Source organism: Kitasatospora sp. NPDC058492, assembly GCF_042720685.1.
Classification (GTDB): Bacteria; Actinomycetota; Actinomycetes; order Streptomycetales; family Streptomycetaceae; genus Kitasatospora.
In genome coordinates, this window is the sequence record NZ_JBHXMU010000009.1 from 124748 (window position 1) to 148942 (window position 24195).

General features: G+C 73.6%; 25 protein-coding genes. 13 read left to right on the forward strand and 12 right to left on the reverse strand.

Annotated features, from left to right (window positions below; all coding sequences use genetic code 11):
• The first annotated feature begins 169 nt into the window (after positions 1-169).
• On the forward strand, positions 170-1225 hold the full coding sequence (locus tag ACFWPI_RS09090) for an aldo/keto reductase (RefSeq protein ID WP_380373530.1): 1056 nt from the start codon (positions 170-172) through the stop codon (positions 1223-1225).
• Between the two features lie 27 nt (positions 1226-1252).
• Here the strand turns inward: ACFWPI_RS09090 and ACFWPI_RS09095 are convergent, their stop codons facing one another.
• From ACFWPI_RS09095 to ACFWPI_RS09105, 3 genes are all read right to left on the reverse strand, one after another.
• Entirely contained in the window at positions 1253-1822 is a 570-nt protein-coding gene (locus ACFWPI_RS09095) for a GNAT family N-acetyltransferase (RefSeq protein WP_380373527.1), read from the reverse strand.
• A gap of 176 nt (positions 1823-1998) precedes the next feature.
• Entirely contained in the window at positions 1999-2421 is a 423-nt protein-coding gene (locus ACFWPI_RS09100) for a DUF350 domain-containing protein (protein WP_363378334.1), read from the reverse strand.
• Positions 2422-2542: 121 nt separating this feature from the next.
• The gene (locus tag ACFWPI_RS09105; protein WP_380373523.1) at positions 2543-3046 is read right to left on the reverse strand and encodes an LURP-one-related/scramblase family protein; all 504 of its coding nucleotides are present in this window, start codon (positions 3044-3046) and stop codon (positions 2543-2545) included.
• Between the two features lie 76 nt (positions 3047-3122).
• On the opposite strand from ACFWPI_RS09105, the gene ACFWPI_RS09110 reads away from it, so the two are divergent.
• Positions 3123-3632 (forward strand): GNAT family N-acetyltransferase, encoded by a 510-nt coding sequence (locus ACFWPI_RS09110; RefSeq protein WP_380373521.1) that lies wholly within the window; start codon positions 3123-3125, stop codon positions 3630-3632.
• A gap of 38 nt (positions 3633-3670) precedes the next feature.
• Here ACFWPI_RS09110 and ACFWPI_RS09115 read toward each other — a convergent pair whose 3' ends face one another.
• Positions 3671-3925, reverse strand: a complete 255-nt coding sequence (locus ACFWPI_RS09115) for a hypothetical protein (RefSeq protein ID WP_380373518.1) — start codon at positions 3923-3925, stop codon at positions 3671-3673.
• Between the two features lie 358 nt (positions 3926-4283).
• On the opposite strand from ACFWPI_RS09115, the gene ACFWPI_RS09120 reads away from it, so the two are divergent.
• Both ACFWPI_RS09120 and ACFWPI_RS09125 read left to right on the forward strand, forming a co-directional pair.
• Positions 4284-4517 (forward strand): hypothetical protein, encoded by a 234-nt coding sequence (locus ACFWPI_RS09120; protein WP_380373516.1) that lies wholly within the window; start codon positions 4284-4286, stop codon positions 4515-4517.
• A 47-nt stretch (positions 4518-4564) separates the two neighbouring features.
• A complete protein-coding gene (locus ACFWPI_RS09125) occupies positions 4565-6394 on the forward strand; it encodes an NHL domain-containing thioredoxin family protein (RefSeq protein ID WP_380373513.1) in 1830 nt (609 codons plus the stop codon).
• A gap of 88 nt (positions 6395-6482) precedes the next feature.
• Here the strand turns inward: ACFWPI_RS09125 and ACFWPI_RS09130 are convergent, their stop codons facing one another.
• Both ACFWPI_RS09130 and ACFWPI_RS09135 read right to left on the reverse strand, forming a co-directional pair.
• The gene (locus ACFWPI_RS09130; protein WP_063348358.1) at positions 6483-7793 is read right to left on the reverse strand and encodes a M18 family aminopeptidase; all 1311 of its coding nucleotides are present in this window, start codon (positions 7791-7793) and stop codon (positions 6483-6485) included.
• A gap of 435 nt (positions 7794-8228) precedes the next feature.
• Entirely contained in the window at positions 8229-10058 is a 1830-nt protein-coding gene (locus ACFWPI_RS09135) for an acyl-CoA dehydrogenase (RefSeq protein WP_350880645.1), read from the reverse strand.
• Between the two features lie 214 nt (positions 10059-10272).
• Here ACFWPI_RS09135 and ACFWPI_RS09140 point away from each other — a divergent pair, with 214 nt between their 5' ends.
• Entirely contained in the window at positions 10273-10776 is a 504-nt protein-coding gene (locus tag ACFWPI_RS09140; protein ID WP_063348360.1) for an SseB family protein, read from the forward strand.
• A gap of 126 nt (positions 10777-10902) precedes the next feature.
• The gene (locus ACFWPI_RS09145; RefSeq protein WP_063348361.1) at positions 10903-11853 is read left to right on the forward strand and encodes a pirin family protein; all 951 of its coding nucleotides are present in this window, start codon (positions 10903-10905) and stop codon (positions 11851-11853) included.
• 40 nt (positions 11854-11893) lie between these two features.
• Here the strand turns inward: ACFWPI_RS09145 and ACFWPI_RS09150 are convergent, their stop codons facing one another.
• The 3 genes from ACFWPI_RS09150 to ACFWPI_RS09160 all read right to left on the reverse strand — a co-directional run bounded on the left by ACFWPI_RS09150 (position 11894) and on the right by ACFWPI_RS09160 (position 14540).
• Positions 11894-12715, reverse strand: a complete 822-nt coding sequence (locus ACFWPI_RS09150) for a protein phosphatase 2C domain-containing protein (RefSeq protein ID WP_063348362.1) — start codon at positions 12713-12715, stop codon at positions 11894-11896.
• Between the two features lie 341 nt (positions 12716-13056).
• Positions 13057-13677, reverse strand: a complete 621-nt coding sequence (locus tag ACFWPI_RS09155; protein ID WP_063348363.1) for a TIGR03086 family metal-binding protein — start codon at positions 13675-13677, stop codon at positions 13057-13059.
• A complete protein-coding gene (locus ACFWPI_RS09160) occupies positions 13674-14540 on the reverse strand; it encodes an alpha/beta hydrolase (RefSeq protein ID WP_380373509.1) in 867 nt (288 codons plus the stop codon). The genes ACFWPI_RS09155 and ACFWPI_RS09160 overlap by 4 nt, the downstream gene beginning before the upstream one ends.
• 175 nt (positions 14541-14715) lie before the next feature.
• Here ACFWPI_RS09160 and ACFWPI_RS09165 point away from each other — a divergent pair, with 175 nt between their 5' ends.
• The gene (locus ACFWPI_RS09165) at positions 14716-15357 is read left to right on the forward strand and encodes a TetR/AcrR family transcriptional regulator (protein WP_380373506.1); all 642 of its coding nucleotides are present in this window, start codon (positions 14716-14718) and stop codon (positions 15355-15357) included.
• A gap of 7 nt (positions 15358-15364) precedes the next feature.
• On the opposite strand, the gene ACFWPI_RS09170 is transcribed toward ACFWPI_RS09165, so the two are convergent.
• Positions 15365-16684: an amidase gene (locus ACFWPI_RS09170; protein WP_380373504.1), complete on the reverse strand. Its 1320-nt coding sequence runs from the start codon at positions 16682-16684 to the stop codon at positions 15365-15367.
• Positions 16685-16714: 30 nt separating this feature from the next.
• The gene (locus tag ACFWPI_RS09175; RefSeq protein WP_380373502.1) at positions 16715-16945 is read right to left on the reverse strand and encodes a hypothetical protein; all 231 of its coding nucleotides are present in this window, start codon (positions 16943-16945) and stop codon (positions 16715-16717) included.
• Positions 16946-17152: 207 nt separating this feature from the next.
• On the opposite strand from ACFWPI_RS09175, the gene ACFWPI_RS09180 reads away from it, so the two are divergent.
• Positions 17153-18163 carry an LAETG motif-containing sortase-dependent surface protein gene (locus tag ACFWPI_RS09180; RefSeq protein WP_380373499.1) on the forward strand — a complete coding sequence of 337 codons (1011 nt, stop codon included), beginning with the start codon at positions 17153-17155 and terminating at the stop codon, positions 18161-18163.
• Positions 18164-18266: 103 nt separating this feature from the next.
• Here ACFWPI_RS09180 and ACFWPI_RS09185 read toward each other — a convergent pair whose 3' ends face one another.
• The gene (locus tag ACFWPI_RS09185) at positions 18267-18902 is read right to left on the reverse strand and encodes an ATP-binding protein (RefSeq protein ID WP_380424688.1); all 636 of its coding nucleotides are present in this window, start codon (positions 18900-18902) and stop codon (positions 18267-18269) included.
• Positions 18903-19131: 229 nt separating this feature from the next.
• On the opposite strand from ACFWPI_RS09185, the gene ACFWPI_RS09190 reads away from it, so the two are divergent.
• The 5 genes from ACFWPI_RS09190 (at position 19132) to ACFWPI_RS09210 (ending at position 24194) form a co-directional block, all read left to right on the forward strand.
• A complete protein-coding gene (locus tag ACFWPI_RS09190) occupies positions 19132-19962 on the forward strand; it encodes a hypothetical protein (protein WP_380380878.1) in 831 nt (276 codons plus the stop codon).
• A 226-nt stretch (positions 19963-20188) separates the two neighbouring features.
• Positions 20189-20944: a YcnI family protein gene (locus tag ACFWPI_RS09195; RefSeq protein WP_380380876.1), complete on the forward strand. Its 756-nt coding sequence runs from the start codon at positions 20189-20191 to the stop codon at positions 20942-20944.
• Positions 20945-20969: 25 nt separating this feature from the next.
• On the forward strand, positions 20970-21638 hold the full coding sequence (locus ACFWPI_RS09200) for an SCO family protein (protein ID WP_063348371.1): 669 nt from the start codon (positions 20970-20972) through the stop codon (positions 21636-21638).
• Positions 21635-22156: a copper chaperone PCu(A)C gene (locus tag ACFWPI_RS09205; protein WP_380380874.1), complete on the forward strand. Its 522-nt coding sequence runs from the start codon at positions 21635-21637 to the stop codon at positions 22154-22156. Before ACFWPI_RS09200 ends, ACFWPI_RS09205 begins: the two co-directional genes overlap by 4 nt.
• 13 nt (positions 22157-22169) lie before the next feature.
• Positions 22170-24194: a FixH family protein gene (locus tag ACFWPI_RS09210; protein WP_380380872.1), complete on the forward strand. Its 2025-nt coding sequence runs from the start codon at positions 22170-22172 to the stop codon at positions 24192-24194.
• The last annotated feature ends 1 nt before the right edge of the window (position 24195 follow it).

Here is a 24195-nt window from a genome sequence, read left to right on the forward strand (position 1 = left end):
TGCCATTTCCGCAAACGCCCGCGCCCACCCCGGCCACCGCCCGTCCGCTCCGCGCCACGGGCCCGGACTCCCCGAGTGGACGGGGATCCGAACCGACCCTTGCCATGGAGTGCACTCCAACTCCTAGCCTCTGACGCACCACCGACCCACCACCAGGGGGAGCAGCACCATGCGCTACCGCGTCCTCGGCGGCACCGGCATCGAAGTGAGCACCTACTGTCTCGGCACGATGATGCTCGGCTCCATCGGCAACCCCGACCACGACGACTGCGCCCGGCTCATCAACACCGCGCTCGACCACGGCATCAACTTCGTGGACACCGCCGACATGTACTCGGCCGGCGAGTCCGAGGAGATCGTCGGCAGGACGCTGGCCGCCCGCGGCGACCGCGACGAGATCGTGCTCGCCACCAAGGGGCACTTCCCGATGGGCGAGGGCCACGGCCGCGGCGGCAACTCCCGGCGCTGGATCCTCCGGGCGGTCGAGGACAGCCTGCGCCGGCTGCGCACCGACCGGATCGACCTCTACCAGATCCACCGGCCGGACCACACCACCGACGTCGAGGAGACCCTGTCCGTCCTCGGCGACCTCGTCCGGGCCGGCAAGATCCGCGCCTTCGGCTGCTCCACCTTCCCCGCCGAACAGATCGTCGACGCGCACCACGTCGCCGAGCGCCGCGCCCTGCCGCGCTTCCGCACCGAGCAGCCGCCGTACTCGCTGCTCGCCCGCGGCGTGGAGCGCGACGTGCTGCCCGTCGTCCAGCGGCTCGGCATGGGCGCACTGACCTGGAGCCCGCTCGCCTCCGGCTTCCTCACCGGCCGCTACCGCAAGGGCCGCCCGGCCGACCTGACCACCGGCCGCCCGACCATCCACCCGGGCCGCTTCGACCCGACGCTGCCCACCACCGCGGCCAAGCTGGAGGCCGTCGAGGCCTTCACCGCCCTCGCCGGGGACCTCGGCCGCACCCTGCCCGAACTGGCCGTGGCCTTCCCGCTGGCGCACCCCGCCGTCACCTCGGTGATCCTCGGCCCGCGCACCCACGACCAGCTGGAGGCGGCCCTCAAGGGCGCCGACCTGGTCCTCGACGACGCCACGCTGGACCGCATCGACGCCATCGTCCCGCCCGGCACCAACGTCTACCACCCCGACGGCGTCTGGCAGCCCCCGTCCGTCACCACCCCCGCCCTCCGCCGCCGCCCCACCACGGACCGCCCGGCGGGATAGCCGGACCGGCCGCCCGCGGGAGGCCGGCTACTCCCTCGGGGCGGCGAAGCAGTGGACCACGACCGTGCGGTCGGCGGCCCACTGCTGTTCGCCGCTGCCGAGCCAGGTCCAGCCGAGGCGGCGGTAGCAGGCGTTCGCCGGGGCCGCGGTGGCGAGGACGTCGAGGACGGGGTGGAGGCCGAGCGCCCGCGCGTGCGCCACGGCGGCCGCCGCCAGCTGCGCGCCGATCCGGTGGCCGCGCGCCGTGGGGGCGACGTAGAGCCGGCCGATCACGGCGGTGAGTTCCGGGCGGCCGCCGGTGCGGCGGCTCCACAGGCCGGGGGCGACGTCGCCGGGGGCACTGCGGGAGAGTCCCACGTGGCCGACCGGGCGGCCGTCCAGTTCGGCGACCCAGGCGGCGAGCAGGCCTTCGGGGGTGAGCCAGGCGGCGGGGCGGTCGGGCCAGTCGGCGGGGTAGCCGTCGGTGGTGTGGACGTCGCCGAGCACCCGGACGCAGTCGGCGAGGTCGGTGACGCGGCGCCGTCGGACGGACACCCCTGCCCCGGCCTGCCGCGAGCCGGACGCGACGACGTTGGCGCGTTCTTCAAGGTCAGCCATGCCGGTACGTTACCGGCCGGGCCCCACCGCCGCAGCAGGTCGGCGACCCCGGTCGGATCCTCCTCGCCACCGACGACGCCACCGCCGACGCCACCGCCGACGCCACCGCCGCCCGTCGGCCGACGCTCCATCAGCCGAACGTGCGGCCGGGCGCTCCCGGGCGCACGGGCGGGCCGTCAGGCGATCGCGGCCGACACCACCGCCGCGACCGCGATGTTGCAGCTGGCCGAGACCCAGACCGCCGGGTGCGGCTCCGGCTCGACCAGGATCGCGCCGAGTCTGCCAGGCGTCAGCAGGTCCACCGCCCAGAAGGCGGCGGCCATCAGCACCAGCCCGAGCAGGCCGTAGCAGGCGGTCGAGACCAGGCCCTTGGCGAAGTCCGCGTAGGTGTACATGATCGCGGTGAAGACGATGCCGCCGATGCCGAGCAGCGCGGAGCTGAGCAGCACGGCGGCGTTGCGGTTGCGCTCGACCCAGATCTGGTGGCCGAGCCTGCCGGGCGTCAACAGGTCCACCAGTCCGACGCCGAGGAGCAGCAGCACCACCCCGAGGGCTCCGTAAGCGGCCGCCGCGCCGAGCCCGTGCAGGATGTCGTTCATCGTGGTCCCAGCCCCCGGTCCGCTCGCCGATCCCCGACCGGCCTGGTCAAGGGTTGGCAAAAGATACCCCACCGGGGCGGGCGGCGGACCGGGGAAGCGGAGCCCCCTGGTGTCAGTCGGGTCAGTGTTCCTCGTGCACCAGGTGGTCGACGCAGGCGGCGATCGCGAGCAGCAGACCGGTGTCGGCGCCGTCGGCGATCTCCACGCCGTAGGTGTCCCGGATCCGGAACCACTTGCGGGAGATCCGGGCGAGGTCGTCGCCGTGGTGGTTCTCGATCCGGTAGTCCTTGTCGATCAGGTCGCCGTGGATCTTCAGCTCGCCGCCGGAGGCCAGCTCCACCAGGTACTTGTCACGGAACGGGGTGAACAGCTTCTCCCGGACGGTCGCGATCACCTCGCCGTCGGCGTCCTCGATCTTCATCGCGTCGCGGACGGTGAACGCCTTCTCCTTCACCACCGCGACCACCCGCCCGTGCGCGTCCTTCAGCTCGAAGGTGTGCCGCAGCCGCAACACCTTGCCGTCCACCAGGTACGCCTTGTGGCCCCGGTCGTCCTCGATCCAGTAGTCGTCTCCGACTGCGAACAGCTTCTCCCTGACCAGGTACCGCACAGCGGCCTCCTCCATGTCGACGTGACCCCCATTCGACCCGATCCCCCCACCCGCCGGGAAGCACCGCCACACACGGGCGTTCAATGGCGGCATGCGTCCCGACCCCGCCGCCCCGCTGCACAGCGAGCGCCTCGACCTCCTCCCGATCGGCCCCGAGCACGCCGAGGAGCTGGCCGCCGCCCTCGCCGACCCCGCCCTGCACGCCTTCACCGGCGGCTCCCCGGCCACCGCCGACGACCTGCGCGTGCGCTACGCCCGGCTCGCCGCCGGCTCCCCCGACCCCGCCGAGACCTGGGGCAACTGGGCGCTGCGCCTGCGCGCCGACGGCAGCCTCACCGGCTACGTCCAGACCACCGTCAGCCCCGGGGCCGCCGATCTCGCCTGGGTCGTCGGCACCCCCTGGCAGGGCCGCGGCCTGGCCACCGAGGCCGCCCGCGCCCTGCTCTCCCACCTCGCCGCCGCCGGCGTCAGCACCGTCACCGCCCACATCCACCCCGACCACCACGCCTCCGCCGCCGTCGCCCGGGCCCTCGGCCTCACCCCCACCGACGAGCAGCAGGACGGCGAGACCCGCTGGCAGGCGGAACTCCCCCGCCCCTGACCCGGACCTGACCCGGCCATGGCCCTGCCCTGACGCCCTCAGTCCTCCTCGCCCGGCGCCGGATGCGGGTTGACGGCCTGCCCGTCGATCGGCTGCCCCCAGTCGTCGTCGCCCTCGGCCCCCACGCAGTACCCGGACCCCTCCACCCACCCCCCGGCGTCCTGGCACTGCTCCGCGGTGACGTCACGCAGAACGGGCCGGGCGGCGGCCGCCGAGGCGGTGCCGGCACCGGTGGCGAGCAGGACAGCGGTCGCGACCGTCAGGGCCGACCGGAGCAGGTGTGAGGTGATCATGCGGACAACGACAGCACGAACCCCACCCCCCACCCCGCCGACACGCCCGCCACCCCCGCCCGCGCCCCCACCACGACCGCCGCCCTTACCGCCCCAGGACCAACATGTACCGGTCAGCCCCTCGGCAGCCCCAGAGTTGATAAGTTCAATTAGCCACTCACGATGTGTATCAACTCTGGGGAGAGCGACGTTGGCCGGACGAGGCAGGCCCAGCCGCAGTACCGTCTAAAACCGACTCATCGATCTCGGGTATCCGCCGACCATCATCTTCAAGCGACAGCGCGACGCCTATCTGGCCGCGCTGCGCAGGGCGGACACCAGAGACTGCGGCACCCTCGGCGAGCTGATCGCCAGGGCGATGGAAGACAATCTCAACCGTTTCATCGTCCCCAACGTGGCCGGCCCCGCGAGAATGGTCCCGCTCGCGGCGCTCGTCGATGAAGAGCTGTCCCTCGCAGCGCTCCGGCAAGCGGCACAGCGTGGCCGTCTGAACGCCGTACAGGGCTCCGACGGAGTCTGGCGCTCGTCACGTAAATCCGTTGCCGCCTACAAGGCCGCCAAACATCAGCGCAGGCCACGTTCCACGGCATGACACCCGGCCCCGGAATGCGAGCAGGCGCAGTGCGGTTTGATTGACGCATGGCATCTCGTGCACGTGTACGCGCCCCCGAGCTGGTCGGGGCAGGCGGTTGGCTGAACACCGGTGGCAAGGAGCTGACGCTCGCCGACTTCCGGGGCAAGATCACCATCCTGGACTTCTGGACGTTCTGCTGTGTCAACTGTCTGCACGTCCTGGACGAGCTGCGGGAGTTGGAGGAGAAGCACCGGGACACCGTGGTGATCGTCGGGGTGCACTCGCCGAAGTTCGTGCACGAGGCGGACCACCAGGCCGTGGTGGACGCGGTCGCCCGGTACGAGGTGCACCACCCGGTGCTGGACGATCCGGCGCTGGCGACGTGGAAGCAGTACGCCGTGCGGGCCTGGCCGACGCTGGTGGTGATCGACCCGGAGGGGTACGTGGTCGCCCAGCACGCGGGTGAGGGCCACGCGCACGCGATCGCGCGGCTGGTGGAGGAGTTGGAGGCCGAGCACACGGCGAAGGGCACGCTGCGCCGGGGCGACGGCCCGTACGTGGCGCCGGAGCCGACCGCGGGGGATCTCAAGTTCCCGGGCAAGGCGGTCCGGCTGCCCGGCGGGCACTTCCTGGTCGCCGACTCCGGCCACCACTCGCTGGTGGAGCTGGCCGAGGACGGCGAGACGGTGGTCCGCCGGATCGGCGACGGGCAGCGCGGTCTGGTGGACGGCACCAGCCCCCGGTTCAGCGAGCCGCAGGGGCTGGCGCTGCTGCCGGAGGGCTCGGACTTCGACGTGATCGTGGCCGACACCGTCAACCACGCGCTGCGCGGGGTGCGGCTGGCGGACGGCTCCGTGGCCACGCTGGCGGGCACCGGCCGCCAGTGGTGGCAGGGTTCGGCGACCGAGGGCCCGGCCCGCGAGGTGGACCTCTCCTCGCCGTGGGACGTCGCCTGGTTCGACGGCCGGGTGTGGATCGCGATGGCCGGCGTGCACCAGCTGTGGGCGTACGACCCGGCCGCCGGCACGGTCGGCGTCGCGGCCGGCACCACCAACGAGGGCCTGGTGGACGGGCCCGTCGGCGAGGCCTGGTTCGCCCAGCCGTCCGGTCTGGCGGTCTCGGCGGACGGCGAGCGGCTGTGGGTGGCCGACTCGGAGACCTCGTCGATCCGTTGGCTCAGTCGATCGGAGGGGGCACGTGAAACCGGGACGGTCCACACCGCCGTCGGCACCGGCCTCTTCGACTTCGGCCACCGGGACGGCGCGGCCGAGCAGGCGCTGCTCCAGCACCCGCTGGGCGTCACCGTGCTGCCGGACGGCTCGGTGGCGATCAGCGACACCTACAACCACGCACTGCGCCGCTTCGACCCGGCGAGCGGCGAGGTCACCACGCTGGCCACCGATCTGCGCGAGCCGTCCGGTGCCGTCCTGGTGGACGGGGACATCGTGGTGGTCGAGTCGGCCCGGCACCGGCTGACCAGGCTGCGGCTGCCGGAGGAGGCGGTGCGGGTCGAGTCGGTCGCGCACCGCACCCGGCGCGCGGCCACCGAGGTCGCGCCGGGCGCGTTCCGGCTGGACGTGGTGTTCTCGGCGCCGAGCGGCCAGAAGCTGGACGAGCGGTACGGCCCGTCCACCCGGCTGCTGGTCAGCGCGACCCCGCCCGAGCTGCTGGTCTCCGGCGCGGGCGCGGACAGCGACCTGTCGCGCGAGCTGGTCCTCTCCGAGGAGGTCGCCGAGGGCGTGCTGCACGTCTCGGCGATGGCCGCGTCCTGCGACGACGATCCGGAGATCGAGTTCCCGGCCTGCCACGTGCACCAGCAGGACTGGGGCGTGCCGGTGAAGCTGGTCGCCGACGGCGCGCGCCGGCTGCCGCTGGTGCTCGCCGGCCTGGAGTAGCCCTGGAGTGGCCCGTCCAGTGCGGAAGGGGCCCGGCGGAGCGTACTCCGCCGGGCCCCTTCGCCGTTGAGGGGGGATCAGCCCGGGATCAGCCCTCCAGGAACGCCTTGATCGCGCTGGCCAGCAGGTACGGGTCCTCGGCGCCGCACAGTTCGCGCGCCGAGTGCATGGACAGCGCCGCGATGCCGCAGTCCACCGTCTTGATGCCGAGGCGCGCCGCGGTGATCGGGCCGATGGTGGTGCCGCAGGGCATCGCGTTGTTGGACACGAAGGACTGCCACGGCACGCCGGCCTTCTCGCAGGCGGCCGCGAACACCGCCCGGCCGACGCCGTCGGTCGCGTAGCGGTTGTTGACGTTGACCTTGAGGATCGGCCCGCCGTTCGGCAGCGGGTGGTGGCCCGGCTCGTGCCGCTCGGCGTAGTTCGGGTGGACGGCGTGGCCCATGTCGGAGGAGAGGCAGATCGTCCCGGCGAGCGCCCGGGCGCGGTCCTCCGGGGTGCCGCCGCGCGCGTGGACGGTGCGGTCGAGGACGTTGCCGAGCAGCGGGCTCTGCGCGCCGGTGTCCGACTCGCTGCCGGTCTCCTCGTGGTCGAAGGCGGCCAGCACCGGGATGTACGGCAGGTCGGCGGCGCCCTCGGCGGAGGCGACGGCGGCCAGCGCGGCGGTGGCGGCGTGGACGGACAGCAGGTTGTCCAGGCGCGGGCCGGCCAGCAGCTCGCGGTCGCGGCCCAGGTAGGCGGCCGGCTGGACGTCGTGCGTCATCAGGTCCCAGCCCGCCACGTCGGCGGCGTCCACGCCCGCGCGCTCGGCGACGTAGGAGATCAGCGAGCCCTCGTCGACCGGGCCGAGGCCCCAGATCGGGGTGAGGTGGCGCTGCTTGTCGAGCTTCATGCCGTCGTTGACCTGGCGGTCCAGGTGGATCGCGAGCTGCGGCACCCGCAGCAGCGGCTCGTCCAGCTGGACGAGCCGCGAGCTGCCGTCCTTCAGCGCGAGGCGGCCGGAGAGCCCGAGGTCACGGTCCAGCCAGGTGTTCAGCGGGACACCGCCGTAGATCTCCACGGCGACCTGGCGCCAGCCGGCCGAGCCGGTGTCCGGCACCGGCTTGACCCGCAGGTTCGGCGAGTCGGTGTGGGTGCCGACCACCCGGAACGGGGTCTCGGGGCGGGCGCTCTCCGGCAGGTACCAGGCGATCAGGGCGCCGCCCCGGATCAGGTAACGGCCGCCGGCGGCGCCGTCCCAGACGTCGGTCTCGGCGACCTGCCGGAAGCCTGCCTTCTCCAGCCGCTCGGCGGCGCTCGCGACCGCGTGGTACGGGGACGGCGAGGTGCCGAGGAACGCGATCAGATCGTCGCTGTGCGTCCGGTCGAAGAATGCCTGGCGGGCGGCGGCGGTCGACATACTGCTCCTGAGTCGAGGGAGGGCTGAAGCCGGATGGGGAGTCGGCTTCGCACCTTGAGCATATGCCCGTACACGGACAGGGAATTCGGAACCTCCCAACGGATGCAGAACGAGGACACAACCGTGAAGTGACGCCGTGCCGAACTCCGTACACCCAGAGATCCGCCCCGGTCGCGGACGGTCATCGCCATGCCCGGCACCGTGCCGCCGGCCCCGTGCAACAGGTGCGAAACGGGCGAACTCGGCGACGGGTGCGGGGCGGCGAACGGACAGCGGACGGGGCGGCGAACGGGCGGCGGACGGGCGGCAACGCCGAAGGGCCCGGCGGGAGCCGGGCCCTTCGGCGTGAGGGTGGTGTCAGACGGTCGGAGAGGTGTCACGCCCCTCGCGGCGCCCCTGGGGGCGCGGCGGCGGGTGACGGGTGGGGCGAGGGCCTCAGAAGGCCTCCTCCGCCAGGTCCATGATCTCGTTGTCGATGCCCTCGGCGATCAGCCGCTGCGGGGCGACGGTCGGCAGGACGTTCTTGGCGAAGAAGCGGGCCGCCGCGACCTTGCCCTGGTAGAACGGGACGTCCTTCTCCGAGGCGCCGGCCTCCAGCTTGGCCAGGGCCACCGCGGCCTGACGCAGCAGCAGCCAGCCGACGACGACGTCGCCGGAGACGAGCAGCAGGCGGGTGGTGTTGAGGCCCACCTTGTACATGTTCTTGACGTCCTGCTCGACCGAGGTGAGGTCGGCCAGCAGCTTGCCCACGATGGCGTCCAGGTCGCCGACGGCCTTGGCGAGCAGCTCGCGCTCGGCGGCCAGGGCGTCGCCGCCCTCGGCCGCGCCGAGGAACTTCTGGATCTGCTCGGACAGCGCGGTGAGCGCCTGGCCGCCGTCCTTGACGATCTTGCGGAAGAAGAAGTCCTGGCCCTGGATCGCGGTGGTGCCCTCGTAGAGGGTGTCGATCTTGGCGTCCCGGATGTACTGCTCGATCGGGTACTCCTGCAGGTAGCCGGAGCCACCGAAGGTCTGCAGGGACTGGGCGAGCTGCTCGTAGGACTTCTCGGAGCCGTAGCCCTTGACGATCGGCAGCAGCAGGTCGTTGAGGCGCTCGGCGGCCTCGTCGCGCTCGCCGCGCAGGCCGGCGGCCACCATGTCGTCCTGGACGGACGCGGTGAACAGGACCAGCGCGCGCATGCCCTCGGCGTAGGCCTTCTGGGTGAGCAGCGAGCGGCGCACGTCCGGGTGGTGGGTGATGGTGACGCGCGGGGCGGTCTTGTCCAGGAACTGCGAGATGTCGGCGCCCTGCACGCGCTCCTTGGCGTACTCCAGGGCGTTCAGGTAGCCGGTGGAGAGGGTGGCGATGGCCTTCGTGCCGACCATCATCCGGGCGAACTCGATGATCTTGAACATCTGGCGGATGCCGTCGACCTTCTCGCCGAGCAGCCAGCCCTTGGCCGGGTGCTTGGCGCCGAAGGTCATCTCGCAGGTGTTCGAGGCCTTGAGGCCCATCTTGTGCTCGACGTTGGTGGCGTAGGCGCCGTTGCGCTCGCCCAGCTCGCCGGTCTCCCAGTCGAAGTCGAACTTGGGGACGATGTACAGGCCCAGGCCCTTGGTGCCGGGCTTGCCGCCCTCGGGGCGGGCCAGCACCAGGTGGATGATGTTCTCGGACATGTCGTGCTCGCCCGAGGTGATGAAGCGCTTCACACCCTCGATGTGCCAGGAGCCGTCCTCCTGCTTGATCGCCTTGGTGCGGCCTGCGCCCACGTCCGAGCCCGCGTCGGGCTCGGTGAGGACCATGGTGGCGCCCCAGAGGCGGTCGGTCATCCGCTGGGCGACCTTCTTCTGCTCCTCGGTGCCCTCGTCGTGGACGACGCCGGCGAAGGCGGGGCCGGAGGAGTACATCCAGATGGCCGGGTTGGAGCCTAGGACCTGCTCGGCGTAGGCCCAGATCAGGGAGGACGGGGTGACCTGGCCGCCGATCGCCTCCGGGATGCCCAGACGCCACCACTCGGCGTCCATGTAGGTCTGGTAGCTCTTCTTGAAGGTGGCCGGGACCGGCGCGGTGTTGGTCTCGGGGTCGAAGACCGGCGGGTTGCGGTCGCTGTCGGTGAAGGACGCGGCGAGGTCGTTCTCGGCGAGGCGCGAGATCTCGCTCAGGATGTTCTTCGCGGTCTCGACGTCCATGTCCGCGAACGGTCCGGAGCCGTAGACCTGCTCGCGACCGAACACCTCGAAGAGGTTGAACTCCACGTCCCGCAGGTTGGACTTGTAGTGACCCATGGCCGTTTTCTCCGGTTCGTCGCTTCCGGGAGACCGCCGCGTTCGGGCGCCCCGTACCCACCAGTACGCATCATGATGCTACCCAGCGGTAACTTGGGCAAGCCCCTGGCGGTGAATCCGCTATGAACGTGGTCACGTCCCACAAGGCGGGACGACCAGTCCTTGTCAGGATCGACGCCCGCACGGGCGGGTGCGCTCCCGATAGCCTGTCCGTGTGTACGGATATGACCAGAACGCATACCCGGGCGACCCCTACCAGCAGCAGGCGGGTCCGCAGCCGGGCATGAACGGCATGCCCGGCCCCGACGCCTACGGCGCGCAGTCGCAGGCGTCCCAGCAGTCCCTCTACCCCGAGCCCTCCCCGCCGTCGCTGGCGGACGCCGTCCGGGCGTTCACCACGGGCTCGATGGCGGTCGAGGACTTCCAGGCCATCTTCATCACCTCGAAGGTGCACTGCCCTCGCGGCGAGCGGCCCGGCTTCCTGGCGCTGCACAACACGCCGACGCCGGTGATCCCGATGTTCAGCTCGCTGAAGGAGCTGCGCCGCTACGCCGGCAAGGACTCCAAGCACTTCACCGTCACCGGCGCCGAGGTCCTGGACCTGCTGCCGACCGGCTACGGCTTCGCGCTGGACATGGAGGGCGAGCACCGGATGGTGTTCGACGCCAAGGCGGTCGAGCAGATGGTCGACTTCACCATGCGCCGCATGTACGGCTGACCCATCCTGGAGGAGGAGCCCCGCGCTCCTTCGTCACCATATGGTTCAACTTTCAACTTGCTTGTTGTTGAGAATTGAACTAACCTCGTGGACGTAGGCCAGAGGAACCCCCCGAAGGAGGCCGACATGCCCGCCGTGACCGTCGACAACCCGCTGACCCTGCCGCGCGTCGCCACCCCGGACCCCGCCGCCACCAGCGCCCGGCCGGTCCTCACCATCGCGACCGCACCCGAGGGCTTCGAAGGCGAGGGCTTCCCCGTCCGCCGCGCCTTCGCCAAGATCAACACCAAGCACCTCGACCCGTTCATCATGATGGACCAGATGGGCGAGGTGGAGTACGCCGCCGGCGAGCCCAAGGGCACGCCCTGGCACCCGCACCGCGGCTTCGAGACGGTCACCTACCTGATCGACGGCGAGTTCATCCACAAGGACTCGCACGGCGGCGGCGGCCACCTCGGCGGCGGCGACACCCAGTGGATGACGGCCGGCTCGGGCATCCTGCACATCGAGACCCCGCCGGAGTCGCTGGTGGCCACCGGCGGCCTGTTCCACGGCATCCAGCTGTGGGTCAACCTCCCGGCCTCCGACAAGATGGCCGCCCCGCGCTACCAGGACATCCACGGCGGCCACGTCAAGCTGCTCTCCACCCCGGACGGCGGCGCGATCCTGCGGCTCATCGCGGGCGAGCTGGACGGCCACCGGGGCCCGGGCGTCACCCACACCCCGATAACCCTCCTGCACGCCAGCATCACCCCCGGCGCGCAGGTCACCCTGCCGTGGCGGCCGGACTTCAACGCGCTCGCCTACGTCCTCAACGGCGACGGCACCGTCGGCGCCGAGGGCCGCCCGATCCACACCGGGCAGGCGGCCGTGTTCGGCGAGGGCGACACCATCACCATCACCGCCGACACCAAGCAGGACTCCCGCCACCCCAACCTGGACGTGATCCTGCTCGGCGGGCAGCCGATCCGCGAACCGGTCGCCTGGTACGGGCCGTTCGTGATGAACAGCCACCGCGAACTGGAGCAGGCCATGCGGGACTTCCAGTCCGGCCGGTTCGGCCACCCGATCGACTGACGGCACCGCCCCCGGCGACGCCTCGGCCGTCCTCCGCGCGCTACAGGAGCGCGTAGACGGCCGAGGCGTCGTCGTGCGCCTTGCCGCGCGGCCAGCGCTCGCAGGCGGCGTCCGCCCGCTCGACCTCGCGGACCTGCGCGATCAGTTCGCCCGGACCGGACTCGGCGAGCAGCCGCAGCGCGTCCGCCCAACTCCCCAGCCCGAAGCGCTCGGTGAAGCGCGAGGCGCCGTCGGTGAGCGCGGCCAGCGCGTGCAGCCGCTCCAGCCGGACGAAGCCGGTCTCGGCGTGCCCGGCCGCCTTCGGGCTGGCCGCGGCGATCCACGGGCCGTTGCCCCGGTTGCGGGCGGACCGGACGGCCAGCGCGTACTCCAGGTGCAGCGCGGCCCGCTCGGCCGAGCCGGGGACGGTCGCCCAGACCTGCCGGCGCAGTTCCTCCCCGCCGGGGAAGCGCTGGTTGTCCCCGATCACCTTCGGCGGGCCGTCCTTGTACTCCAGTACCAGCAGCGAGTCGCCGAGCACCAGGTACTCCAGCGACTCGCCGTGCCGGCGGGCAGCCACCACCATCGCCGCGGGGGTGTTGGGGTGGCCCAGGTCGCAGCGGCCGCCGTGCAGCGCGGCCGTCTCCACGATGGCGTCGGCCAGGCATTCGGCGATCGAGCGGTCCACCCGGTCGGTGAGCCGGGCGAGCAGGTGCACGCCCAACCGGCGGACGTACCAGGCGGTTCCGTGCCGGCACCCGGACTCCAGGCCGGTCGGCGAACTCGCACCGTCCAGCAGTACCAGCGCCTCCGGCGAGGCCGCCGCGAAGTCCTCGCTCTCGCGGTCCGGCCGCCGTGCTTCCCCTGCGAGCTGTAGCTGCATCCCGACAGTGTGGCCGCCGCCCCCGGCCCGCGCCCAGACCCCTGCGCCGGTGTGGCGCGGGCCGGTCGCCGCCGCCCGGTGGCAGCCGGGGCAATCCGGTCATACCGTCGAATAACGACCGGACAATTCGGCCAATCAGGGCCTGTCAGGTTTGGGATCACCTTCGGGTGTCCGGGCGGCCCGGGACTGACGAGGAGCAGGAGATGTTCTGGGAGTTCATCGTGCTAGTGGCCGCCTCGACCGGCTTTCCGACCGCCGCGCTGCTCTTCCTGATCGGCGGGCCTCGCTTCCCCGACGAACAGCGCGGCGGCCGGCACGCCTAGCTCTCCGGACCGGCGTTCCTAGGCCTTCCAGGCCGGGTCCCGCCCGAGCAGGGCCAGCGCGCGGTCGAACCGGCCACCCGCCGTGCCCGCTTCGAGGCGCGGCGCGAACGCCTTGCCCGGCACCCGGTTCTCCGGTGCGGCCGGGACGGCCTCGGCGACCGCCAGCAGGGTCGCCGCCAGCTCCTCGTCGCCGTCCACGACGGCGGTGAACGGGGCCTGGACGCCGAGCGCGGCCGCGACGTCCCAGCCGTGCACCAGGGTGTCGAGCAGGTGGAAGCCGACCGCGTGCGCCAGCGGGAAGGGGCCGCCGTGCTGGATCTCCGGCAGCCAGACGTCGCGCCCGGCCGCCGCGGCCTCGCGGAACGCCGCGGTGAGCTCGGCGCCCGTGCGACGGAAGGCGCCCGCCGGGTCGTCGCCGACCGGGGCGTCGGCCCAGAGCGCGAGGTCGGGCCCGGCGCCGCGGGCGGCCGCGGCGAAGCCCTGGTGCTGGCCGACGATGTGCCCCATCAGCCGGCTCAGCGTCCAGCCCGCGCACGGACTCGGCAGCTCAAGCTGGTCGGGCCGCAGGCCGTCCACCACTTCGGCGGCCAACTCCAGCGATCGGGCGTGCAGTTCGACGAGTTCTCCGGCACGGCTCATGCGGCGCTGACCTCCTGACCGGCCGACAGGAAGCCGATCGCGTTGTCGATGACGGTGGGCTCGGCGACGATCCGGCGGTGGCCGAGCCCTCGGGTGACCAGTAGCTCCAGCCGGTCACCGTACGCGGCTTTCAGGCGCCGCGCGTGCGATATTCCGACCACGTCGTCGCCCTCGTCGTGCGCCACCAGGATCGGCAGCGGCACCTCCTCGGGCCGGTGCGCGGCGTCGAAGCGCCGCCACGGGTCCTCGGTGCCGGCGAACAGCTCGTGCTCGATCCGGTGCCGCAGGTCCCGCTCGATCACCGGGCCGAGGCCGAGCCCGGCGCAGAACGCGCCCGGCAGGTAGGCGAATTCGCTGACCCCGGCGAGGGCGACCAGCCGCCCGGCCCGGACTTCCTCGCGCAGCGCCAGGAACGCCCCGGCCACGCCGAGCGAGTGCGCCACGATCGCCTCGAACCCGCCGTAGCCGTCCTGGAGTTGCCCGGCGATGGCGCGGTACTCCAGCACCGTGGTGGCCCGGCCGCCGGAGTCGCCGTGGCCCGGCGCGTCGAAGGCGACCGGGCTCAGCCCGAGCGCGCGCAGCCGGGGCACGTAGGGGGCGAAGCGCGAGGCGCGGGAGCGCCAGCCGTGCATCAGCAGCACCGGCCGGGCGCCGTCGCCCCAGCGGTAGACGACGACCTCCTTGCCGTTCACGGTGATCCGCTCGACGGCGGCCTGCCGGTGGGTCTCCCGCTCGGCGGGGCGGACGGCGCTGCGCCGCAGCGGACGCTGGAACAGCTCGTACGCGGCGCGGCCGGCCAGCCGGGGCGCCAGGTGCGAGGTGGTGTTGAGGGCGGTGCGAACCAGTGCGAGGGCCGGGTCCATGCGGTCTCCCTGTCGGTGCGGACGGGCGTGCCGGGGTGCGGGGGCCGTGCTCGGTCCGGATATTAGCACGACCGTTCGTACAGTTTTATGGACGGGGAGTCCGCCGCCCACCCCCGGGCTACCCTGGCGGCACACACCGCGACGGCGACGGCGACGACGAGAACTGAGGTGGCCGATGGCCGGATCGACCACGGACGGACGGGTCCTGCGCGGCGAGGAGACCCGCCGGGCGGTACTGCACCGCGCCGTCACGATCGCCTCCGTCGAAGGCCTCGGCGCGCTCTCCATCGGTCGCCTCGCCACCGACCTCGGGCTCAGCAAGAGCGGCGTGTTCGCCGGCTTCGGATCCAAGGAGGAGCTCCAACTCGCCACCGTCCGCGCCGCCCGCCGCATCTTCGCCGACGCCGTCGTCGCCCCGGTCGCCGACACCCTGCCCGGCCTCGCCCGGGCCCGCGCCCTCTGCGAGAGCTGGCTCGCCTACTCCCGGGCCCGGGTCTTCCCCGGCGGCTGCTTCTTCTACGAGGTCACCGCCGAGTTCGACGCCCGCCCCGGCGCCGTCCGGGACGCCCTCGCCGACTGCGCCCGCGAGTGGCGCCAGGTGATCGCCGACGCCCTCGCCGAGGCCCGCGCCACCGGCGGCCTGCGGCCCGACACCGACCTCGACGACCTCGCCTTCGCCCTGATCGCCCTCCTGGAGACGGCCAACTCCCAGGCCGTGCTGCACGACGAGGACATCCCCTACCAGCGGGCCGCCCGCCTCCTGCTGCGCCTGCTGCGCGCCGAGGCCACCGACCCGGCCGACCCGGCGCTCGCCTAGAACGCTTCTAGGCTTCTCGGCCCAGCGCCCCTTCCAGGAAAGCCGCCTGGGCCAGCAGCCGCTCGTCGCCGCCCGCCGTGCCGACCACCTGGAGGCCCAGCGGCAGCCCCTCCGCCGTCCGCCCGGCCGGCAGGCTCAGCGCGGGCAGGCCCAGGTAGCTCCACGGCAGCGACATCACCGCGTCCCCCGTGCTGTGCAGGCCCTCCGGCGCCCCGCCGGTCGCCGACGGCGCCAGCCACAGCTCCACCCCGGCCTCGGCGGTCGCCCGGGCGACCCGCTCGCGCAACCGCTCCCGGGCCTGGAGCGCGGCCGCCCGGTCCTCTGCCGCGACGCCCTGGCCGACCCGGATGCTGGCCGCCGTCTCCGGCCGGTACAGGCCGCCGAACCGGGCGAACCAGTCGGCGTGGCCGCGGGCCAGCTCGAAGCGGTTGATCGTCTGCAACTGCCGGGTGATCCCGGCGAAGTCCGGGAACAGCGGCACCCGGCGCACCGTCAGGCCGGCCTGCGCCAGGCGCTCCAGGCTCTCCTCGAAGGCGCGCAGCGCCGCCGGCTCGGCCCGCTCCAGGTACGCCCCGTCCGGGACCCCGAGCACCGGCCGGCCCCCGCCCCCGGCTGCCGCCTCGCCCCGCCAGTCGTCGCAGAGCAGTGCGGCCGCCAGGGCCGCCCCGGCCAGGTCGGCCGTGAACACCCCCAGGGTGTCGAAGCTCGGCGCGTTCGGGATCACCCCGGCCATCGGGATCCGCCCGTACGTGGGCCGGAAGCCCACCACCCCGCAGTACGCGGCCGGCCGGATCACCGACCCGACCGTCTGGGTGCCGACCGCCAGCGGCACCAGCCCCGCCGCGACCGCCGCCGCCGACCCGCTGCTGGAGCCGCCCGGGGTGTGCCCGGGATGGTGCGGGTTGCGGGTCGGTCCTGGCGCGCTCGCCGCGAACTCGGCGGTCACCGTCTTGCCGGCGACCAGCGCCCCGGCCGCCCGCAGCCGGTCCACCACCACGGCCTGCGGCCCCGCCAGGACCCCCGGCGGCAGCGCCGAACCGCCGCGCGTGGGCAGCCCGTCCACGTGCACGATGTCCTTGACCCCCACCGCCACCCCGTACAGCGGCGGCCGCCCGGCCGGTTCGGGGTGCCGTGCGGTCAGCGCCCGCGCCTGCGCGCGCAGCCGGTCGTGCCGCCCCGGCTCCGGGACGAACGCGTGGATCAGCGGGTCCACCCGCTCGACCAGCGCGCAGAACCGGTCTACGTGCTCGGACAGGTCCGGTACGCCGGACCGCAGCCCGGCGGCCTCACGGGTCAACGACCGCGGCCGGGCGAGAGGTTGCTCCATGCCGATCACGGTAGACCACCCGTGGACGCACTACTGGTGTTCGGCCGACAGGTACGGCGTCTCGCGCAGGTAGTACGCCCCGCAGGTGTGGCAGCACAGCTCCGGTGTCTTGCCCCAGTCCACCGGCTCCCGCACCTGCGCGTCCGGGTCGAGCTCCCGGCCGCACATCGCCACGCTCTCCACCCCCCGGACCATGTGCCACAACCGCACCCCGCCGGTCGCACCCCCGGCCCCGTACTCGGCTCGCATCTGGTGCTTCATGCGGCCATCGTCAGGCCCCCCGGCCACCCCGGCAACCGGTGGCCGAACGGGCGCCTGGGCAGCATCGATCACTTAGCGCCAAATCTGATCGAAACAAGCCACTCGCAACCGGTAGGGTTCGCGGGCGCGACCCGCGCCGACGGCCCTGCCGGAGGCCTCAAGTCGCCCGAAATCGACCCCATTTACCCCAATCTGGAGCTTCTCAACGTGCGCTCTTCTCGCCTTCTGGCCGCCTCCGCGCTGATGGCGCTCTCCTTCGGCACCACGGTCGGCGCCGTCAGCGCGAGTGCGGTCGGAGTCCCCTCCTCTCCGCCCCCCACCTCCACCACGGCCACCCCGAGCGCCCCCGCGCCGAGCACCCCGGCCCCGAGCACCACCCCGAGCGCCCCGGCGCCGACCACTTCGGCGACCACCACCCCGGCCCCGACCACCCCGGCGCCCACCGGCAAGCCGACGAACCTGCCGACTCCGCCGATGCCGACGCGCAGCGGCGGACCCTGCCGCGGCTACCTGCACCAGGACCTCAAGGTCACCGGCACCGGCCTCGCGAAGACCACCCTGGTCAAGGGCGGTGCGGCGCAGGAGGCCACGGTGACCTTCGAGAACGCGGGCCCGGTCGACCTCAAGAAGGTCGACGCCGACTTCTTCTTCACCAACGTGAGCGAGGTGGAGCCGGTGATCAACCCGGTCACCTGGGGCAAGGAGTCGTTCACCATCCAGGTCAAGCTGCCCGGCGGGGACTGGAAGACCCCCGACGCGAGCAGCGTCAAGGGCGGCATGACCTACCTCCAGGTGGACCTCGGCGAATACAAGATCGCCAAGGGGCAGAAGATCACCTTCCAGGTGCGTCTCGCGGCCACCGACAAGGCGGTGACCGCCCGCTACTTCGCCCAGCTGAGCGGCAACTCCGAGCAGTTCGAGAGCAAGGACGTGCCGGGTGCCCCCGCCACCGACAGCTGCCTCGAGTACGACGGCAGCTACCGGGTCGACGACCTGTTCAAGGTGACCGACGCGTCGGCCGCCACGCCGACTGCCGGCACCCCTGCGGCCGCCGGCCACGGTTCGGCCTCCGCCTCGCCGTCGGCGGGCCCGCACCTGGCCGAGACCGGTGCCGACTCCAACACCCTGCCGATCGCCCTCGGCGGCGCCGCCGTCCTGGCAGCCGGCGCCGGCACCGTGTTCGTCCTGCGCCGCCGCAAGGCCGGCGCGCACAGCTGACCCCTGCACCCGGGTGAACGCCGGGGGCGCGGACCGTGGTCCGCGCCCCCGGCGTTCGTCGTATCAGTTCGTCGTATCAGCCCGTCGTCATCAGTTCGCCGTGTCAGGACGCCCGCAGCAAGGCCCCGTCCTGCCACTTGAGGATCTTGTCGAAGCTCACGATGGCGCCCCGGAGCGGGTGGTTGCGGAGCTGGACGTGATCGGTGAGGGCGTGGATGAGAAAGAGGCCGCGGCCGGATTCGGCGGTGAGGTCCGGGAGGGCGTCGAGGTCCACGGGGCGCAGCGTGGGCGCCGCGGGGCGGGCGGGGAGGACGTGGGTGTCGTAGGGGTGGCCGTCGCGCCGGGGCTGGTGGGCGGTGAGGACCCGGGCCGGGACGGTGGCGCGGCCGCGGCGGGGGCGGCGGTGCGCGGCCGGGCGGGGCGGCGGCGGGGGGACGGGGCGGCGGCGCAGCGCCGGGGCGGGGGTGCCGACGGGGCCGGGCAGGCCGGGGCCGGAGTCGGTGACCTCGATCCGCAGGCGGTCGCCGCTGATCGAGGCGGTGACCTGGAAGCCGTCGTCGGGCCGCCCGCCGGCGCCGTGCTCGACGGCGTTGGCGCAGGCCTCGCTGAGGGCGACGCCGAGGTCGTGGGCGATCTGCGGGTCGACGCCCGCCGTCGCCATGGCACCGAGCAGGATGCGCCGGGCCAGCGGGACGCTGGCCGGGTCGCGCTTGAGGTGCAGAGTCCACCAGATGTCCACGGGAGGTCCCTCCTGGCTGCGGCTCCACATACAACTAGGTATCTCCGGGCGATTCGGCGGTGAACCGTGCCCGGGGCCCGCTGCCGCCCGTTCGGCGGATGGACTGAGGCCGTGGATTGTGCCGAGTGGCGCACTCTCCGGCCTGCACGCCGCTGCCGAACGGGGCATTCGTAGGGATTTCCCACCCTGCCCACGCGGGCGAGGTAGGCGGTGAGATGATGTCCCGGCCATGACTGCCCTCCCCGCCGCCCCGCTCCCGGGCGCCCTCGCACCGGATGCGCCGGTGGGGGCCGCCGCCTGGGATCTGCGGCTTGCCCGGGCCGTCCCGTTCGCCCTGGTGTGCACGCTGATAGCGGCCGCCGGGCACGCCCTGGCGGGTGGCGGGAACGTGCCGCCGGCCGCGTTGGCGACGGGCTTCGCCGCGGTGCTGGTGCTCGCGGTGGCCTGCGGCGGGCGGGAGCGTTCGCTGACGGCCATCGCCGGTGCGCTGGGCGCGGGTCAGCTCGGGCTGCACTGCCTGTTCCACAGCTTCAACGGCCACGCGGCGATCGGCGGCATGGCCGGCATGCACCACGGCGGCTCCGGTCCGCTGACCCTGCCGACCGTGGCGGGCCGGCTGATCTGCAACGAGGCGCGCCCCGGCACGCTGGCCGGCCTGCCCGGGAGCCCGACCGCCGAGCAGCTGGTCTCCTCGGCGGGCCTGGACCCGAACGCGTACGCCGTCGCCCCGTGGTGGCAGGGCGGCGTGTTCGGGATGACGCCGTCGATGCTGGCCGGGCACCTGGCCGCCGCGCTGGTGGCGGGCTGGTGGCTGCGGCGTGGTGAGGCGGCGCTGTGGCGGCTGGTGCGGGTGACCGCGTCGGCGGCCCGGGAGCACTGGGCGGCGCCGCTGCGGTCGGCGCTGGTGCTGGTGGCGGCGCTGCTGCGCGGCCTGCTCGGCGCGGCCGGTCCGGCCCGTCGGTTCGGCGTCCGGGGCGGGGAGAGTCCGCTTCCGGCGGGTGCCGCGCTGCGGCACAGCGTGGTGCGGCGCGGTCCGCCGCGCGGGGCCTTCGCGTACTGATCCGGCTCCTGGCGCCCCGTTCGTGTCGGGCCCCGGTCGTGCGCAGCGTCCCCGGGCCGGTCCCGTGTGTCCCCGACATCCCGTGTGTCCTCGACACGCCGACGGCCCCCGGTTTCCGCCCCCACACGTCCCCAGCACGTCCCCACGCGCGGCCCCGCCGAGGCACGGTCTTCCCGTCGCCCGGACGCGGGCCGGTCCGCCGAGCTCCGATCGGAGACACCCCATCATGCGTTCCCTTCCCACCCGCCGTCTCGCCGCCGTCGCCCTCACCGCCGCCGCCTCCGTGGTGGCGCTGGCCGGCCCCGCGTTCGCGCACGTCACCGTGAACCCGGGTGCGGCCGCCCAGGGCGGCTACACGGCCGTCGACTTCCGGGTGCCGAACGAGAGCGACGCCGCCGGCACGGTGAAGCTGGAGGTCAACCTCCCGCTGGACCACCCGCTGGCCTCCGTCCGCACCCTGCCGCTGCCGGGCTGGACCGCGGCCGTCGAGAAGGCGAAGCTCGACAAGCCGATCAAGGTGCACGGCAGCGACGTCAACGAGGCCGTCTCCAAGATCACCTGGACCGCCGATGCCGGCACCAAGATCGCCCCCGGTCAGTTCCAGGAGTTCCGGGTCTCGATCGGCCCGCTGCCGTCCGACGCCGACAGCATGGTCTTCAAGACCCTGCAGACCTACGACAACGGCGACGTCGTCCGCTGGATCGACGAGTCCAAGGACGGCCAGCCCGAGCCGGCCCACCCGGCCCCCGTCCTGAAGCTCACCAAGGCCGCCGCCGGTGAGGACGCCCACGGCGGCGTCACCGCCTCCCCCTCCGCGGGCGCCCACGGCGACAGCTCCGACCACGCCGCGGCCCCGGCCGGCGCCAAGTCCAGCGACTCCACCGCCCGGGTGCTCGGCGTGGTCGGCATCGTGGTCGGCGTGATCGGCACCGCCGTCGGCGTGCTCGGCCTGCGCCGCCGGAGCAGCGGCTCCGCCTCCTGACCCACCCCGCACGATCGGATCTCCCATGCCCCGCACCACCCGCACCACCCGCCTGGCCGGCGCGGCCGCCGTCGCGCTCGCCGCCGCCCTGACGCTGACCGCCTGCGGCTCCTCCGGGGGCGGCTCGACCCCCGCCAAGGTCACCAAGCAGAAGTCCGACTCGCCGTACCAGGGCACGGTGCTCACCAAGAACTTCGAGAAGCCCGACCTCCAGCTGACCGACACCTCCGGCCAGCCGTACGACCTGCGGCAGCAGACCAACGGCAAGACCACGCTGCTGTTCTTCGGCTACACCAGCTGCCCGGACGTCTGCCCCACCACCATGGGCGACATCGGCGTCGCGATGAAGGCGCTCCCGGCCGAGGAGCGGCAGAAGGTCAACGTCGTCTTCGTCTCCACCGACCCGCAGCGCGACACCCCCAAGGTGCTGCGCACCTGGCTGGACTCGATGGGCAGCGACTTCATAGGCCTGACCGGCGACCTGGCCAAGGTGAAGACGGCCGCCAGGTCGCTCGGCATCATGATCGAGGACCCGGTGGTCAACGCGGACGGCACCGTCACCTCGACCCACGGCGCGCAGGTGCTGGCCTTCCTCCCCTCGGACGACAAGGCGCACGTGCTCTACCTGAGCGGCACCGAGGAGAAGACCTACGAGCACGACCTGCCGCTGCTCGCCAAGGGGGTCGCGGCATGAAGGCCCCGACCGGCCACGCCCCGGCCGGCCGCGCGACCCTCGGCTTCCGGCGGACGGCGCTCACGGGCGCGGTACTGGCGACGGCCCTGGGCGGCGGCGCCATCCTGGTCGCCTGCGGGGCAGGCGGTCAGGACGGTGCCGGCGGCGGGGCGGCCAAGCTGAGCGTCGCCGACTCCTACATCCCGCTGCCCCCGGCCGGCGGGATGGCCGCCGGCTACCTGACCGTCCGCAACGACGGCGGGCAGGACCAGCTGGTCAAGGTGAGCAGCCCGGGCGCCGAGTCCGTCACCATGCACCGCTCGACCCCGTCGAGCATGGAGCAGGTCCCGAGCCTGGACGTGCCCGCGCACGGCGCGTTGCAGTTCGCCCGCGGCGGCACCCACCTGATGATCATGGGATGGCAGAAGGCCCCCGCCCTCGGCGACGAGCTGGAGCTCGACCTGACCTTCGCCAAGTCCGGCACCCTGTCGGTCAAGGTGCCGGTCAAGGAGCTCACCTACCGCCCCGGCCAGAGTTAAGGGGACCGCCAGCATGGAGAAGGCCGCCCACCGCCGCATCGCCGGACTGCTCGGGACGCTCGGCGCGCTGCTCGCGCTGATGCTCGCCGGCGCCGGACCGGCCGCCGCGCACGCCACCCTGGAGTCCACCGACCCGCACCAGAACTCGGTGGTCGCCACCGCCCCGCAGGCGGTCACGCTGACCTTCAGCGAGTCCGTGTCGCTGTCCAGCGACTCGGTGCGGGTGCTCGACCCGGCCGGCAAGGCGGTGGACACCGGCAACCCGGGGCACGCCGACGGCAAGGCGGACACCGCCCGGGTCGGACTGAACAGCGGGCTCGCCAACGGCACGTACACCGTCGCCTGGCGGGCCGTCTCGGAGGACTCGCACCCGATCGGCGGCGCGTTCACCTTCTCCATCGGCGCGCCCTCGGACACCTCGGTGTCCGCCACCGCACTCCAGGGCGCCAAGGCCGACGGCCTGGTCTCCGCCCTCTACGGCACCGGACGCACCGTCGCGTACGCGGCGTTCGCGCTGCTCGCCGGCGTCGCCGCGTTCGTGCTGATCTGCTGGCCGGAGGGCGCCACCCGGCGCCGGATGCAGCGGCTGCTGATGACCGGCTGGGCGGCGCTGCTGGCCTCCACCGTCGCGGTGCTGATGCTGCGCGGCCCGTACGAACGCGGTTCGGGGATCGGCAAGGCCCTCGACCTGTCGCTGGTGCGCGCCACCCTGGACGAGCGGATCGGCACCGCGCTGGCCGCCCGGCTGCTGCTGCTCGCGGCGAGCGGGGTGTTCCTGTCGCTGCTGGTCGGCCAGTTGGGGCAGCCGGCCCGGCCGGCGGCGCAGCCCGGCGACGCCGGGAGCGCGGGGAGCGCCGGAAGCGCCGGACGCGTCGGCGACGAGGAGGCCGAGGAGGCCGAGCTGCGGGAGCTGGAGCAGCGCGCCGCCGAGCGGCCGCAGCGCGAGGCCCGGCTGGGCCTCGGCGTCGCCGGGCTGGTGCTCTCGATCGCCCTGGCGGCGACCTGGGTCGGCGCCGACCACGCCTCGGTCGGCATCCAGGTCTGGCTGTCGCTGCCGCTCGGCATGCTGCACCTGATCGCGATGGCGCTCTGGCTGGGTGGCCTGGCCGCGCTGCTGGTCGCGCTGCGCGAGGGTGTCGGCGCGCAGGTCGTCGACCGCTTCTCGAAGGTCGCCTTCGGCTCGGTCGCGGTGCTGGCCGCCACCGGCGTCTACCAGTCCTGGCGCGGCCTCGGCAGCTGGGGCGCGCTGACCGGCACCGAGTACGGGCGGCTGCTGCTGGTGAAGACCGGCTGCGTGGCCGTGATGCTCGGCGCCGCCTGGTTCTCCCGCACCTGGCTGGCCCGGCTGCGCGCGGCCCCGGCCGAGGCGGCGGAGGTCGAGCCGGCCGCGGTGCCGGAGCCGGTCGGCGTCGCCGCCGCGCACCCCGAGGACCCGCTCCGGCAGGCCCAGCTGGCCCGCCAGCAGGCGGCCCGGGAGAGCGCCGGGCGCGAGCGCGGGCTGACCCCGACCAGGGCCGGGCTGCGCCGCTCGGTGCTGGTCGAGGCGCTGGTCGCGGTGGCGGTGCTGGTGGTCACCACGATGCTCACCAACTCCCCGCCCGGGCGGGTGGCGAGCGAGGTCAAGGCCGGTGCCGTCGCACCCGCCGCCGGGCCGGCCGCCGGGGGCGCGCCCGCCCCGCAGACCGAGCCGGGCCGCACCGTCGAGCTCAAGCTCCCGTACGACACCAAGGGCCGCACCCCGAACGCCAAGGGGACCGCGACCGTCACCCTCAACCCGGCCCGGACCGGCCCGAACGAGGTGCACCTCGCGCTGACCGGCGCGGACGGGCAGCCGGTGGACGTCCCCGAGGTGCAGCTCGCCTTCACCCTGCCGGACCGCGACCTCGGCCCGCTGCCGGTGGCGCTCACCCCGGAGGGCACCGGCCGCTGGAGCGGCACCGCGCAGCTGCCGCTGGCCGGCACCTGGGTGGTGTCGGTGCAGATCCGCTCCTCCGACATCGACCAGACCACCCCGACCCAGCAGTTCAAGATCGGCTGAC